Annotated in this window: 12 protein-coding genes; 5 read left to right on the forward strand and 7 right to left on the reverse strand. The window is 71.4% G+C overall.

Features of this window, described 5'->3' with window-relative positions:
- Positions 1-128 precede the first annotated feature (128 nt).
- Complete coding sequence (locus ACIBH4_RS18150) at positions 129-1,895, forward strand: gamma-glutamyltransferase family protein (protein ID WP_362765878.1); 1,767 nt, start codon at positions 129-131, stop codon at positions 1,893-1,895.
- Between the two features lie 188 nt (positions 1,896-2,083).
- Here the strand turns inward: ACIBH4_RS18150 and ACIBH4_RS18155 are convergent, their stop codons facing one another.
- A complete protein-coding gene (locus ACIBH4_RS18155) occupies positions 2,084-2,260 on the reverse strand; it encodes a hypothetical protein (RefSeq protein WP_350946585.1) in 177 nt (58 codons plus the stop codon).
- A gap of 137 nt (positions 2,261-2,397) precedes the next feature.
- On the opposite strand from ACIBH4_RS18155, the gene ACIBH4_RS18160 reads away from it, so the two are divergent.
- Both ACIBH4_RS18160 and ACIBH4_RS18165 read left to right on the forward strand, forming a co-directional pair.
- The gene (locus tag ACIBH4_RS18160; RefSeq protein WP_362765881.1) at positions 2,398-3,309 is read left to right on the forward strand and encodes an SURF1 family protein; all 912 of its coding nucleotides are present in this window, start codon (positions 2,398-2,400) and stop codon (positions 3,307-3,309) included.
- 29 nt (positions 3,310-3,338) lie between these two features.
- Positions 3,339-3,656 carry a DUF3817 domain-containing protein gene (locus ACIBH4_RS18165; protein WP_350946587.1) on the forward strand — a complete coding sequence of 106 codons (318 nt, stop codon included), beginning with the start codon at positions 3,339-3,341 and terminating at the stop codon, positions 3,654-3,656.
- Between the two features lie 201 nt (positions 3,657-3,857).
- Here the strand turns inward: ACIBH4_RS18165 and ACIBH4_RS18170 are convergent, their stop codons facing one another.
- Positions 3,858-4,049, reverse strand: coding sequence for a hypothetical protein (locus tag ACIBH4_RS18170; protein WP_350946588.1), 192 nt, complete (start codon positions 4,047-4,049; stop codon positions 3,858-3,860).
- 359 nt (positions 4,050-4,408) lie between these two features.
- Between ACIBH4_RS18170 and ACIBH4_RS18175 the strand changes: the two genes are divergently transcribed.
- Entirely contained in the window at positions 4,409-5,329 is a 921-nt protein-coding gene (locus ACIBH4_RS18175) for a helix-turn-helix domain-containing protein (RefSeq protein ID WP_362504306.1), read from the forward strand.
- 74 nt (positions 5,330-5,403) lie between these two features.
- Here the strand turns inward: ACIBH4_RS18175 and ACIBH4_RS18180 are convergent, their stop codons facing one another.
- The 5 genes from ACIBH4_RS18180 to ACIBH4_RS18200 all read right to left on the reverse strand — a co-directional run bounded on the left by ACIBH4_RS18180 (position 5,404) and on the right by ACIBH4_RS18200 (position 13,173).
- Entirely contained in the window at positions 5,404-6,756 is a 1,353-nt protein-coding gene (locus tag ACIBH4_RS18180) for a hypothetical protein (protein ID WP_362765884.1), read from the reverse strand.
- Positions 6,757-6,933: 177 nt separating this feature from the next.
- On the reverse strand, positions 6,934-8,490 hold the full coding sequence (locus ACIBH4_RS18185; protein ID WP_362504311.1) for a serine/threonine-protein kinase: 1,557 nt from the start codon (positions 8,488-8,490) through the stop codon (positions 6,934-6,936).
- The gene (locus ACIBH4_RS18190) at positions 8,483-10,342 is read right to left on the reverse strand and encodes a hypothetical protein (RefSeq protein ID WP_362504314.1); all 1,860 of its coding nucleotides are present in this window, start codon (positions 10,340-10,342) and stop codon (positions 8,483-8,485) included. Before ACIBH4_RS18190 ends, ACIBH4_RS18185 begins: the two co-directional genes overlap by 8 nt.
- Positions 10,339-11,907, reverse strand: coding sequence for a serine/threonine-protein kinase (locus ACIBH4_RS18195; RefSeq protein ID WP_362765887.1), 1,569 nt, complete (start codon positions 11,905-11,907; stop codon positions 10,339-10,341). Before ACIBH4_RS18195 ends, ACIBH4_RS18190 begins: the two co-directional genes overlap by 4 nt.
- 417 nt (positions 11,908-12,324) lie before the next feature.
- The gene (locus ACIBH4_RS18200) at positions 12,325-13,173 is read right to left on the reverse strand and encodes an arylamine N-acetyltransferase (RefSeq protein ID WP_362504320.1); all 849 of its coding nucleotides are present in this window, start codon (positions 13,171-13,173) and stop codon (positions 12,325-12,327) included.
- Between the two features lie 238 nt (positions 13,174-13,411).
- Here ACIBH4_RS18200 and ACIBH4_RS18205 point away from each other — a divergent pair, with 238 nt between their 5' ends.
- The gene (locus ACIBH4_RS18205) at positions 13,412-14,392 is read left to right on the forward strand and encodes a GNAT family N-acetyltransferase (protein ID WP_362765890.1); all 981 of its coding nucleotides are present in this window, start codon (positions 13,412-13,414) and stop codon (positions 14,390-14,392) included.
- The last annotated feature ends 173 nt before the right edge of the window (positions 14,393-14,565 follow it).

A 14,565-nucleotide genomic window follows, 5' to 3' on the forward strand; every position in this document is an offset into this window, starting at 1 on the left:
CAGCACTGTACGTGCGCCCACAGGCAGGGCGCGTCCATCTCGTGAGGCATGAGGTACTACACCCCCTGCGGTAGGGAAGGGGCTGACAAGGCTTACGGGCTGAGTCAAGCTGTCTGCGGGAGGTCATCATGATCAATCGTCGAATCGCCGCCCCCCTGGCGGGGGTCCTGGTGGGAAGTTCCTTACTGCTCGTCCAACCCGCCGCCGCCTCTCCACAGGCGTCACCGGTACGGCCGGGTGCGGAGAAGAAACCCGTCGCGGAGGGGTACGGGGGCGCGGTCTCGACCGTAGACCTCGACGCCAGCAAGGTCGCGCTGGGCGTGCTGCGCCAGGGCGGCAACGCCATGGACGCGGCGGTCGCCGCGGCGGCCGCCCTGGGGGTGACCGAGCCCTACTCGGCCGGGCTGGCCGGGGGCGGGTTCATCGTCTACTACGACGCGCGCCGCAAGAAAGTCCACACGATCGACGGCAGGGAGACCGCTCCGAAGGCGATGGGGCCGACCTCTCTGGAGGGCATCCCGTTCGAGGAGGCCGTGACCAGCGGGCTGTCCGCGGGGGTGCCCGGCAGCGTGGCCCAGTGGGAGCTGGCGCTGCGCAAATTCGGCACGCTCTCGCTGAAGCAGGCGCTGAGACCCTCGATCGAGCTCGCGTCCAGGGGATTCAAGGTCGACCAGACCTTCTACGACCAGACAGCCGCGAACGCCGCCCGTTTCAAGGACTTCACCTCCACGGCCAAGCTCTACCTGCCGGGTGGCGCCCCGCCGCCGGTCGGTTCCACCTTCCGAAACCCCGAGCTGGCCGAGACCTACCGCAAACTCGGCAAGCAGGGCGGCGGGTGGCTGTACGGCGGTGCCCTGGGCGCCGAGGTCGTGGCCACCGTCAAGAAGCCGCCGGTCACTCCGGGCTCCACCCGCAACGTGCGGCCGGGACTGATGGAGCTGGCCGACCTCAAGGCATACCGGGCGCTCGAACGGCCGCCCACGAAGGTGACCTACAAGGGCATGGACGTGTACGGCATGGCGCCGCCGTCCTCCGGAGGCTCCACGGTCGGCGAGGCGCTCAACATCCTTCAGGTCCTGCCGAAGGTCGGTGAGCACGAGTATCTGGAGGCCTCCAGGCTCTCCTTCGCCGACCGGGGCAAGTACGTCGGCGACATCCCGGGCGTCCCGCTCGAGGAGTTGCTCTCCGACGGGTTCGCCAAGGAGCGCGCCTGCCTGATCGGCGAGCGGGCGCTGACGAGCCCGGTCGCGCCCGGCAACCCCGACGGGACGTACGGGCCGTGCGCCCCCGCTCCCTCGGCGGAGGCCACCCCGTCGGCCCCCGAGGGGCCGGAGACCACGCACCTGGTGGTCACCGACCGGTGGAACAACGTGGTCGCCTACAACATCACCATCGAGTCGACCGGCGGCAACGGCATCGTCGTCCCCGGCAGGGGTTTCCTGCTCAACAACGAGCTGACCGACTTCACCTTCGGCCCGGCCCCCGGCGACCCGAACCTGCCCGCGCCGGGCAAGCGGCCCCGTTCCTCGATGGCGCCGACGATCGTGCTGGACGACGGCAGGCCGCTGCTGGCGCTGGGCTCCCCCGGTGGTTCGACGATCATCACCACCGTGCTGCAGATCCTGGTCAACCGCTGGGACCTCGGCATGTCGCTCCCCGAGGCGCTCGCCGCGCCCCGTGCCACCCAGCGCAACACTCCCCAGACCCAGGCGGAGCAGGCATTCATCGACCGCTACGGCGCCGAGCTCACCGAACGGGGCCACAGCCTCGTACTCAACCCCGAGATCGGCGCGGCCACCGCGGTCGAGTTCCTGCGGAACGGGAAGCTCCAGGCGGTGGCGGAGCCGACCCGTCGCGGCGGAGGCAGCGCGCTGGTGGTGAGCGAGCGCAGATAGGGTTCCCGTACTCGCGGCGGCACGTACGGTGACGGCGCGAACGGACACCGGACCCGGCGGCGCGGTCTCAGCCGCGCCGCCGGGGACGCCGAAGGGGCGTCGGCGGGACGCCTAAGGACGTCCAGGGACGTTCGGGAACGCGAAAAGCGCCGAGGGCGATGCCGTCGGCGCTGCGGACTCCCCGGTCGTCAGAGCAGCAGGTACGCGGCCACGGCGACGACGACCAGCACTCCGACCACCACCGCCGCCGTGATCGGCAGGACGAGCGACCGCTTCTCGGGGGCGGCCTCGGGGTCCTTACGCTGGGCGAACGCGCGGAACGCCTGGGTGTTGCCCGCGGGGTCAATCTGCTGAGGATCAGACATGGAGATGACTGTAGCGATACGGGATACCTCCCAACACTGATTTGTCCACTTTCACGAGACGGATTCCGCTGCCTGGCCAGGGACGAGGGCCAAGGGCCGAGGGCCGGACCGCCGACCCGGGCGGATAGCGTGGTGTCATGCTCCGGATCCTGTTCTCCGCCCGCGTGGTGGTGCTCCACCTGCTCGCGGTCGGGGCCCTCGTCGTGTGCGGGCTGCTGGGCAGGTGGCAGCTCGGCGTCTTCGAGGATTCCGGCATGCCCCAGTCGCTGCGGGATCCCGCCCCCGTGGCGGTCGCCACCCTCACCGCGCCGGGGAAGCACATGACGGCCGACGCGGTCAGCCGCCAGGTGACCGCCGAGGGCACCTTCGACGTCTCGAAACAGCTCCTGGTGGCCGAGCGCGACGGAGGGCTGTGGCTGCTGGCTCCGCTGGACCTCGGCGACGGCACCTCCATCCCGGTCGTACGCGGCTGGGTGGCCACGGCGGGAGATCCCGCCGTCACGGCCCCTGCCGAGGGGCGGGTGACCCTCAGCGGGCGCCTGCGGCCCTCGGAGTCCACCGACAGCGTCCAGCGCCGGACCAGGCAGCTGCCGCCGGGGCAGGTGCTGACCGTGTCGTCGGCCGAACTGGTCAACCTCTGGCGGGGCACGAAGCTGCGCGACGGTTTCGTGATCGCCACCGCCCAGTCACCGGCTCCCGCGGTCGCGGCCAGGCCGGTGAGCGCCCCTCCGCCGACCGAGCCGGGCGGGCTCACCTGGCGCAACCTCGCCTACGCCGCCCAGTGGTGGATCTTCGGGCTTTTCGCGGTCTTCATGTGGTGGCATTTCGTTCGTGACGCGCTGCGCGGCGGCACGCGGAAGAGCGACGCCACTCCCGCCGACGCCGACGCCGACGCCACCGCCACTGACACCGCCACCGACGCCGAATCCGGTGCCGTTCCCGACTCCGCCTCCGACGCCGGGATCGCCCCCGGTCCGGGGGCCGCCCACGGGGGCGGCGCCGGTGGAGAACCGGAGACATCCGCCCTGCCGGCCCGTACCGCCCCGTGAACCGAACCCCAAGACCGAGGTAACCGACCGTGGAATCCGCTCTCAAGCCCTTTCGCATCCTGGCCTACATCGTCGGCGTGATGCTGCTCATCCTGGTCACCTGCATCGTGCTCAGGTACGGCTTCGGTATCGAGGAGCCCTCGAAGATCGTCTCTCCGATCCACGGCTTCCTCTACATGCTCTATCTCGTGGCCACGATGAACCTGGGCATGAAGGCGCGCTGGACGTGGCAGTACATCCTCGGGGTGATGCTCGCGGGCACCGTGCCGCTGCTCTCGTTCGTGTTCGAGCGCAGGGTGACCCGCCGGGTGGAATCGGAGCTCGCGACCGCCGCCGCTACCGCCTGACCGATCCGGGCCGGGTTCGGAGGCGGCTCACGGTGCGTCCGACCGGGACCGGGCCAGGTCCGGAGGCGGGCTACCCGGCCCGGGCCGGGTTCGGAGACGGGCTCACGCGGTGCGCCTGAACGGTCCGGCCCGGAGGCGGGTCTGAACGGCCCGGCTCGGGAACGGGATCGCGAGGCCGGGCCGTGCGGGGGCGTCGCCGCGTCAGCGGCCGAGCCCCCGGCGACGCGAACGCTTGAGACGCTCGCGCTGAGACGGGTCGAGCATCAGATAGCCGACGACCGGGGCGGCGACGACGCCCAGGAGGATCAGCAGCGTCAGGAAACCTGGCAGGAACAGCCACGACAGGAACACCACTGCTCCGGCGCCGATCGCGTACTTCTGGACGGGCGACATCCTCAACATCCTCCGAACGCGGGGCGGACGCCCCGTCTGTAGTTCATTGTGCGTCGCCCGTCCAACGTGTGAACCCATCGCCGTGGTTCCAGCCGAGATATATCGCGATTTTCCTGTGATGGCAGCTCCCTGCCACGGGTGTGACAGGAGGGCATACCGGGCTGTCCGGGCGGCGCCGGGTTGGTAGTTTGGCGGTTTCGCCGGGAACGAGAGTGAACATGTTCCACCGGAAACCGACATGATCATGCTCGCCGGTGCCGGGTTCGGCGACGGGCACCACCGCAGGAGTGAGGACCGGACGGGCGCGACCACGCTCGCCGGCGGTGAGAACGATCACGCGACCATGTGGAGGACAGGCTGTGGACGGCACTGAGCGTGAGCCTGTACGAGGCGAGCTCAGTGCGATCGGACAGGCACTGGCGATCCTGGGAGACCGGTGGGTGCTGCTGATCCTGCAGCGGGCGTTCCTGCTGCGGATCCGGACCTTCGCCGGCTGGCACGACGCGCTGGGCATCTCCGAGTCGGTTCTCGCCGCCAGGCTCAGGGAACTGGTCGACCACGGCATCTTCGAGCTGTCGGCGTACCGCAGCGGTCGCACCCGCTACGAGTATCGGCTGACGGAGCGCGGGCTCCGGTTGTGGACCCTGCTGGTGGCGATCCAGGCGTGGGAGCGAGACTGGGTCGAGCCGAAACGGCGCCCGCCACTGCTGCACGAGCAGTGCGGCCAGGACGCCAAGCCGCACCTCGGGTGCGGTTCCTGCCTGCGGCCGATGAGTGCCCGCGACACCCGGACCGAGCCCGGCCCGCTCGCCACGTTCTCCCGGATCGGCACGCCGCGGCGGCACCGCCGCACGGTCCGCTCCGACACCCCGATCGACCTGATCGGCTACTACACGACGTCGATGGAGATCCTCGGCGACCGGTGGAGCACCAGTGTCCTGGCCGGGGCGTTCCTCGGCATCCGCCGGTTCGTCGACTTCCAGGCCGGTCTCGGCATCGCGCCCTCGGTGCTCACCGACCGGCTGCGCCGCTTCGTCGAACTGCGCGTCTTCGACGCCCGGCCCGACGGCTCGTACCGGCTCACGGACAAGGGACTCGCCTTCTTCGAGGTCTTCGCCTTCCTCGTCGACTGGGCCCAGCGCGAGTTCCCCGCCCCCGAGGGCTCGGCCCTGTCGATCACCCACGCGTTCTGTGGCGCCACCTTCCAGCCGGTCCTGCTGTGCAGGGCGTGCGGCCGACCGCTCCAGCGACGCGAGGTCCGCTTCATCCTCCCCGAGTGACGGCGGTCCGGGGCTCACCATCCCGATGACGACACTGGGGGGTCGCGACCGGAGGGGCGGCGATCGGGGATTCGCTACCCGGAGGGCGGCCTTTCTGGGGGCGTCTCCCGGACGCGGAGTGAGTCGACCGTCCAGCGGGCCGCCTGGAGGGCTCCGGCACTGCCCCTGCCATCGGTGTCCGGAACGGTGAACCGGTGATACTGCAGGGCCGTCACGATGTTTCCCGCACGGATGACGATCACCGAGTTGACGCTCGAATGGCCGTTGCTGATCTGGTAGGCGTAGGCCTCGTCACCGAGCCCCGGCACATCGGCGGGAGCGCTCACGGCCCGTGTGTCCTTCGCGTCCTGTGCGTGGAGGCGAAGGTATTTCGCGTGCGCGAGCGCCGCCTTCGATTCGCGGACGACCGTGATCTCCAGCGTGTTCCTGAGACTGCCGGGCGCGGTCGCGTCAGCCGCCTGCCACTTGCACGTCGTCTTCTCTCTCGACGGAGAGGGCGCGAGGTAGAGGCGGCCCGCCTGTTCCTCCGAGATCAGGGAGCACGGGTCAGGAGCCTTCGCGAAGAAGGTGGGCAGTGGCGCCGGAGCCGTGTTCGTCGGCTGGGACGCGGGACGGGACCAGAGCCAGAACGCCGTACCGCCACCGGCCAGGAGGACCAGTGCGGCGGCCACGACGAGCAGGCGGGTGCGGCGTGATCCGGCGGGACCGGGGGTGAGCCCCCGCAGGATCGTGCGGGCGGTGTCGGCGTCCGGGCGGTGGGCGGGGTCGGCCGCGAGCAGACTCTCCAACAGCGGGGCGAGCGGGCCGGAAGTCGCCGCGCCGGTGCCTCCCGAGGCGGGGCCGGATTCACCGATGTCTCCCAGAGGAGAGGCCGGAGCGGTGCCGTCCGCCGGGCGGGGGCCGGTGTCCGGCGCCTGCCCCTCGACGGCGGTGAACAGGACGGCGCCCAGGTCGCGCAGCTCGTCGGCGGCGTCGAACATGGCGAAGCCGGTGACCACGACCCTGCCGCCAGGGGTGAGAAGCACGCTCTCCGGGCCTGCCAGAAGGTGAACGCCGCGCTCGTGGGCGGCGGTCTGCGCGTCCAGTACGCACAACCCGACCTCGGCCGTCCGTGCGGAGGTGAGCGGCCCCTCGGCCCGGACGGTCTGCAGCACCGAGCGGCCCTCGACCGACTCCAGGATCAGCCAGACCTGGTCGGGGAAGGAGACGACGTCGTGCAGGGCGATGACGTTCGGGTGTCTGAGGTCCGCCGCGGCGCGGATCCTGGCGAGGAGCCCGTCGCGCTGCGGGCCGGGCGGCGGGAGCGCCATCCCGGTGACCGTGACGTCGCGCTGGAGCAGTTCGTCGCGGGAACGCCAGGTGGTCCCTGTCCGGTCGTGGCGCTCCAGCAACCGATAGCGACCGGCCAGCAGGTTCGGGTCGCTCATACCGGTTCCTCGGGTGCGATGGTGTCGAGCCGTGCGGGTCTCTCGGATGTGGCGGCGCTGAGCCGTGCCGGTCTCTCGGGTGCGGTGGTGCCGGATTGTGCGGGTCTGCCGAGAGCGGTGACGTCGAACCGCGCCGATCGCCCAGGGGCCGCCGGGGGAAACGCGGGACGGGGGCGCTCAGTCAAGGTTGTTCAGCTTCTCGGCGACCTGGCGGGCGGCGCGAAGGGCCCGCCCGCGCAGCTCGGCGTTCGGACGCTCGCCCTTCTGTGACACGTCGACCTCGATCAGCAGGTTGCTGATCCGGAAACGAACCGTGGAGTGGACCCGGTCCAGCGCGGTCACGTCGAAGGCGAAGGCCTCCGCGCCCACCCGATCGGCCTTCCTGACGGCACCGGTCGTGCCGAAGGGGCCTTCCCCCCTGTCGGCGATGGTCCTGGTGCGTTCGGAGACGAAGAACTCGTGGGCCACCTCCGGGGCGGCCTTCGCGTTCACGGGGGCCTTGCGGGTGAGTGAGACCCGCAACCAGCGCGCTTCCGACGGCCCGCCCCAGCCGCAGGAGGACCCCTCTTCCGCCGATGTGGTCGTCGCGGGCTCGGGGGTCGCGCCGGGCACCACGGCCTGGCTCTGGGCGTCCGCCAGCAGCGAGCAGGCGTCGGGCACGGTGGCGAACCGCCCGGCGCCGGCCGTGGGCGACGGGGTCGCGGGCGCTTCAGAGTCGTTCGACGTCATCAGGACCACCGCCCCGGTCGTGGCGAGCGCCACCGCGGCGAGTGCGACCCCGGTGATCAGGGCGGTACGGCGAGGCTTGGCCACCCGCCTTCCCGGCACGGTCTCCTGCGTGGAGAGGGGCGAGACGGCCGGGCCGGGGGAGACCGGGGAGACCGGGGAGAGTGGCCGCGGGGGCAGCCCCTGGGAGATCTGCCGCAGGGCCGTGCGCAGTCCTGCCTCTCCCGGGCGCAGCCGGGGATCCTTGCTCAGGGCCGCCATGAGCACCGGAGTCAGATCCCCCGCCCTGCGGGGCGGTGGTACCTCCTGGGTGAGGATCGCGCCGATGGTCGCGGCCGGGGTGTCGCGACGGAAGGGACTCCGGCCCTCGACGGCCGTGTACAGGGTCGCCGCGAGGGACCACAGGTCGGTGGCCGGGCCGTCGTCGGTGCCGCGCAGCCGCTCGGGGGCCATGTAGCCGGGGGAGCCGATCAGCGCGTCCGGGGAGGTGAGCTGGACGTCCCCCTCCAGGACGGCGATGCCGAAGTCGGTGAGCAGCACCCCGCCGTCCACGGCGAGCATGATGTTCGCCGGTTTCACGTCGCGGTGCACGATGCCCCGGCTGTGCGCGAGGGCGAGCGCGTCCAGCACGGCCAGGCCGATCACGGCCACCCTCCGGGGCGGGAGCGGTCCCTCGGCCTGGATCGCCTGTTCCAGCGAACGGCCTTTGACCAGGTCCATCACGATCCACGGGCGGCCGTCCTGCGCGACGACGTCGTGTACGGCCACGATGGACGGGTGTCCCAGCCGGGCGGCGGCACGCGCCTCGCGCAGGGTGCGTTCCCGCGCCTCGACGCGTTGCGCCTCGGGCAGGTGCGGGCCGAGCTTGACCTCCTTGATCGCGACCTCGCGGTGGAGCAGCTCGTCGCGGGCCCGCCACACGACGCCCATCCCGCCCGCGCCGAGCTTCTCCACGGCCCGGTAGCGACCCGCCAGTATCGGCAGCGGGCCCGCCATCCGATCAGTCATCGGTTTTCAGGGAGTCGTTGAGCCAGCGGGCCACCCGCAGCGCGCCTTCGGCGATCTTGCCGTCGGGGTCCTCCTTGACGCCGCCCCGCTCGTAGTCGACCTCGGCGATCAGGTTGCTGACCCGGAAGACCACGGTCGCCTTGTAGGAGCCGTTGTACAGGTTGATGGAGTTGTACGTGCCCGAGGTGAACGCCTCCTCGCCGACGCCCCGCAGGTCCTTGGGCGGGAGGGGCTTGGGGGTGGTGAACTGGCCCTTGTCGACGAGATCCTTCTTCTTGCCCGCCAGATACTCCCTCGCCCTCATGACCTCGGAACCGTCCTGCTTCTGGGCGATCAACCGGACCCGCAGGTCGTACTTCTCGACGTTGGGCTTGCGCCAGTCGTGCTGGTTGAGCCAGTTGCAGACGGAGTGCTCGACCTCCGAGCTCTTGAATCCCGGCACGACCTGGCTCACCTGGTCGTCGTCGAGCAGGCCGCAGGCCCGGGGAGCCGTGGCGAAGCGACCCTTGGCGCCCGACGGTTCGGCGGCGACGGTGTCGTCGGCGTTCGTGACGATCGAGGTGAGGAGGACGCCGATGGTGACCGCCATGCCGAAGAGCAGCGCGCCGGTGAGCGCGACGACGGGCCGGGGTACGAGCACCCCCGTCGTCCGCTCGGGAGGCTCCGCGGACGCGCCCGGTGGCGTGGGAACGGGAAGGGGGGCCGGCTCGCGCGAGGTGGGGGCGTCCTGCGGGCTCTGGTGGGACTGTGTGGGACCGGTAGGGAAGGGCGCGCCGGGGCGAGGCTGTCCCTGCTGGGGTGTGCCCTGGTGGGGCTGTCCCTGCGGGGGGAGACCGGGGGCGGTCCGCTGCTGCGGCGAGGGCTGGTTCTGCCAGGCGATCGGCGTGCCCGGAGATGAGGAGAGCGCGACCTGCGGGGGGACGGGGACGTCCTGCTGGGGGAGCTTCGCCGTGATGTCGGACATCTGCTCGGTGAGGGTCTTCCTGAAGGGCGCGGTCTCCTCTCCCGGGCGGGACGGGGCGGCCTCGTCCTCCTGCCTGCCCGCGACCCCGGGACCTCCGAGGGGCGCGGTCGCCTCGTACCTCTGCGGCCCTGTCGTGGTGGCCGCTCCCGGGGCCCCGGGAGCGCCGGGGCCCGGAGGGGGGGTCTGCCCGAAGGCCGCCGTCGCCGCGACAGCGGAGGGGGGGAAAGGGATGGAAGGGGAGGAAACGGAAGAGGAAGTGGGGCTGGAGGCTCCCGGCTCCGAGGTTCCCCCGACGAAACCTCCCGAGGTCGAAGGGAGCGCGCCGGTGGGAGGCGGCGTGGCCGGAGGTCCTGGACGGTACTGGGAGACCTCGATCAGGGCGCCGCGCAGGGTGATCGGGTCGGGCCGCTGGGAGGGATCGGCCGCGAGCAGGTGGAACAGGACGGGCGCGATCGGGCCCGCGTTGTCCAGGGAACCGCCGGGCGACGGCGGGCGGCCCTCGACGGCGGTGTAGAGGGTCGCGCCGAGTGACCACAGGTCGGCGGCGGGGCTGGTCACCCCCTCGGGGGAGGTGAAGAGCGGGGACGGCAGGGACGGCGCGGCGAGGACGATCTGCTCGTAAGGGCCGAGCAGCACCGAACCCGGCCGTACGTCGCCGTGGAGCATGCCCTGCCGGTGCGACACCGCGAGCTGGTCCAGCACGGCCACCCCGACCACCGCAGCCTGCTGCGGGGACATCGGCCCGAACCGGGCGATCACCTGTTCCAGTGAACTCTGTTCAAGCATCGGCGAGCCCTCGGCTCCGGCGATCCCGGGCCCCGGCGCGGTGGGAGCGGCGTGCGCACCCGCGTGCCTGCCCTGCGATCGAGGGACGTCTGGATGGTTCATCCGCTCGCTTTCTGCTTGTTCAAGGCGTTCGCGACCCATGTCGCGGTGGTGTGAGCGCCCGCCTGGATCGCCGGGCCGTCCTTGCTGCCGTCGACCACGGTGTAACCGACGTCGAGGACGAGGTTGTCCACGCGTACGACCACGTAGCTCTGCTCCAGCCTGCCTGTCTTGCGATTCTCGTAGACGTCGTAACCGAACGCCTCGTCCCCGACGGGTTCCACCGCCATCGGCGCCGTACTGCGGGAGGAGCGGATACCGGCCTGGATCTCCGGCCAGCTCCAGGCGTTCTCCCCGCTCGGTATGACCTCATGGCGCCGGTTCACGAACAGCTCGTGGGCCTGCCGCGGGCTCTTGCCCCACTGGTCGGCGCCGGAGAGACGCACCTCCAGCCCCATGCCGCTGGTGGCCCACTGGCAGCCACCGTCGTTGGTCGGCTTGCCCTCGCCCGCCAGCGCGGGCAGCAGTTGCCTGGCCACGGAGCCGGGGACGAGCGCGCATACGTCCACCGGCGTGGCGAAGGCGCCGGGACTCTCGCTGAGCCTGACCCTCTTCTCGGCGGCCGTGGGGTTCGAGGTGAGCAGGAACGTCACCCCGAAGGTGACCGCGACGACCACCGCGATCCCGGCCGTCTCGACGGCGGCCCACCGCGCCGTACGGCTCAGGCGCGGCTTGGGCGGCAGTACGGAGAAGGGGGCGGGAGACGGCGGGGGGACGGGCGGCGCGGCCGGTGTCCCGGTCGCCGTACGACCGGCGGCCAGCTCTCCCAGCGAGCGGGCGACGGACTCGAAGGACGGCCGGGTCTCGGGAACCGGGTCGAGCATGCGCTTCAGCAGCGCGCCCAGCTCGCCCGCGCGCTCCGGCGGCCTCGGCGGCTCGGTGAGTACCCGGCCGATCGCCGCGATGGGGCTCTCCGCAGGGTGCGGCGGCACTCCCTCGACGGCGAAGTAGAGCGTGGCGCCGAGGGACCACAGGTCGGAGGCGGGACCGCCGCGCTCGCCGCGCAGCCGTTCCGGCGCGATGTAGTTGGGTGAGCCGACCAGGTGGCCGGTCCGGCCCGAGGTGGCCTCGCCGTCGGCGACCGCGAACCCGAAGTCGGTGAGGACGGCCTTGCCGGTCCTGGTGAGGAAGACGTTGCCGGGTTTGACGTCGTGGTGGACCACCCCGGCGGTGTGGGCGGCACCGAGCGCGCTGAGGATGCCCACGCCGATCCTCGCCACCTGGTGCGCGGGCAGCGGGCTCCGGTCGTGGACGGTCTGCTCCAGGGAGGCGCCCGACAGCAACTCCATGACGAGCCAGGGCTGATCCCGATCGATGATCACGTCGTGGACGGTCACGATCGAGGGGTGCTTGAGCCGGGCGGCGAGGTTCGCCTCGCGGAGCGCCGAGGCGAAGATCTCCTGTCGCCTGGCGGGATCGAGGTCAGGCGGGAGTCGTACCTCCTTCACCGCCACGTCGCGGCCCAGCGTCTCGTCGGTGGCGAGCCAGACCGTGCCCGCCCCGCCCTCGGCGAGAGGGTTCAGCAGCCGGTAACGGCCCGCCAGCACTCGAGTGTCGATCCCGTTCACCCCGTTCGCTTATCCCATCGCGGACAGCAACATAGTCACTTAGTGGCACATGAACCAATGAACAATGATTCCGCCCCATCCATCGCCCCGTGGCTTCTGTTCTCGTAGTGTTACGAGCATCCTCATGATGCCCCTGGGGCGCGGTGAAACGGGAAGCAGGGGGACTGCTCGCAAGTTCTCCGAACGCCTGGAGATCGTCGAGACGCTGCTCCGCAACCCCCCGGGAAAGATCCTCAAACGGAGCCGAAGCAGTCACCGGTGACGGGCGGCGAAGGGCCGCGACCGGGGAGTACGGGAGTTTCGAGCCGGTCGGAGTCGGGCCGAGTCGAGAGCTGAACCGGGCCGGGTTGAGAGCTGGGCCGGGTCGGAGCCGGGAGCTGAACTGAGCCGGGTTGAGAGCCGGGCCGGGGCCGGAAGTCAGCGGGAGTCGGACCACTTCTCGTGGGCGGTCCACAGCTGCTGCCAGAGCTTGGCGCGTTCCAGCGGGGTGACGTCGGGCAGGTGCAGGCCGAAGACGTCGGCGAGGATCTGGAAGTAGTCGCGTTCGGTCCGCGCGGTCAGGGAGTGCTCGCGGTCGCCGCGACGACTCAGGATCAGCCCTCGCATGACGTCGACGCCGCCCGCGTCGCGCCGCTGGATCGTGGCCACGCGGACGAAACCCGAATCGGGCGAGGTGGAGAGAAACTCGTGCATCGCGGCGAACTCCCGCATCTCGGCGGGCGCGCCGCAAAAGTCCATGCCGAGGAAGTCGCCGCGCGGGTCGTGGTCGAACCGCCACCCGCCGGGCTCCACCTCGGAGGGACGCAGGCCGTAGGTGAAGGGACCCTGCCGGTACGTGCCCTCGACGAGCGGGAGCGGGTCGTGGAGCGCGTCGCCCAGGCCCTGGTCGACGAGCCACTCTCCTTGAGGATTGCCCGGGGTCGGCAGTCCGGAGACCGTGAGCACGAGGTGGCCGCCGTCCACGTTCGCCGGGCCCTGGGCGCGGCCCTGCACCCCGCCGCGATGCCGGGTCACCCGGTAGCCGAGCGCCTTCAGCAACTCGGAGAAGGCCCCGTTCAGGTGGTAGCAGTAGCCGCCACGGCCCCGGACGATCCGCGCCGCCGATTCCACCGGGTCGACGGTCGTCGGACGGCCCAGCCAGATCTCCATGCACTCGTACGGCACGCGCTCGATGTGTGCCCGGTGCAGCAGGTGCAGTGACTCCACGCTTGGAGGTCCGTCGACCTTCACGCCGATCCTGCGGAGGTACGCGGTGACATCGATCACCCTGTCACGTTAACGCCCAGGTGGGCGCGTACCTAGCCTCGGACATGCGCTTTCTCTGGAATGAACGGTGCGCGCCCGGATTATCCGGTTGAGGCCGCGCCGGGTACGCCGGTAGCCTGACCGTCCCCGCGAGTGTGAGGAGGTGAGGAGCACATGTTCGCCGTTTCGGTCACGCGCTCCCGCCCCGGGCGACAGGCCGCCTGAGACCGGGAAGCGCACCTGCTTTCTGGAGTTTCGCTTGTCCGAGCCGTATCTGTCCGACCTGTCCACCTCCGACCTCTCCGATCTGCGGTTCCGTCCGCTAGAAGCGGGCGAGTTCGACCTGTTCCACCGCTACGGCCCGCTCCCGGCCTCCGGCGTCGGCGCCCGCCACCTGCCCTTCGAGGAGCTCGACTACCGGCCCGGATGGGTCTGGGTCGCGCTGCGGGGCGACGAGGTGGTCGCCAGAGCCGCCTTCTGGGGTCCGCCGGGCTCCGAACATCCCTACAGCCTCGACTGGTTCGACCCCGGCTCCGGCCCGCGCCGGATCGAGGTGGGAGCGGCCCTGCTGCGAGCCGCGTACGCGGCCCTGGTCACGCCCGGGTACGCCACACCGTCCGGGGCACGACCCGACTACCACCTCTTCCTGCCCGCCGACTGGCACGAGCGCCCCGACGCGTTCGCGGACGCCTCCGACCGGATCGCCGCCGCGGAGAAGGCCGGGCTGCGGCGGTCCGTCGAGCGGCTCAACCTGCACTGGCTCCCCGAGTACGGTCTGCCGCCCAGGTCGGCCCGGCTCACCTTCGCCCCCGCCGCCGACGACGAGGTGGTGGTGAACCTGCTGGCCCGCGTCGCCGAGGGCAGCCTCGACGACTGGGACCGGCGCAACCTCGCCGAGCGGGGTGCGAGGGCGACGGCCGAGAGGACCGTGGCCGAGGTCGCCGACATGCCGGGAGGGCGCCGGAGGTGGCGGCTCGCCCGCGACGCGTCGGGAGAGCTCGTCGGCATCGTGATGGCGACGCGCAACTCCAGGAACGCCACGATCGGCTACCTCGGGGTCGACCCGGCCCACCGAGGCCGCGGTTACGCGGACGACCTCGTCACCGAGGCGCTGCACAACTTCGTCGCGGAGGGCGAGCCCGAGGTGAAGGACAACACCGATGTGGGCAACGCGCCCATGGCGGCCTCGTTCGCCAGGATCGGCTACCGGATCACCGGCCGTCGCCTGATCCTCGCCTGATTCCGGCCTCCCTCCGGATCCGCGGGGTCTTCGCACGCGCGGAAGGCCCTGCGGATCCGTTCGGGGGGCGCCGCACCCGCCGGTGGGGCCTCGTACGCGGGGCCCCGCCGGCGGGTCGGCCGGTCGCCGGGTGCGCAGAACCTTCACAATTCACCACAGGTCTTCTGCACGGC

Source organism: Streptosporangium sp. NPDC050284, from assembly GCF_044459525.1.
In the GTDB taxonomy this organism is placed as follows: domain Bacteria; phylum Actinomycetota; class Actinomycetes; order Streptosporangiales; family Streptosporangiaceae; genus Streptosporangium.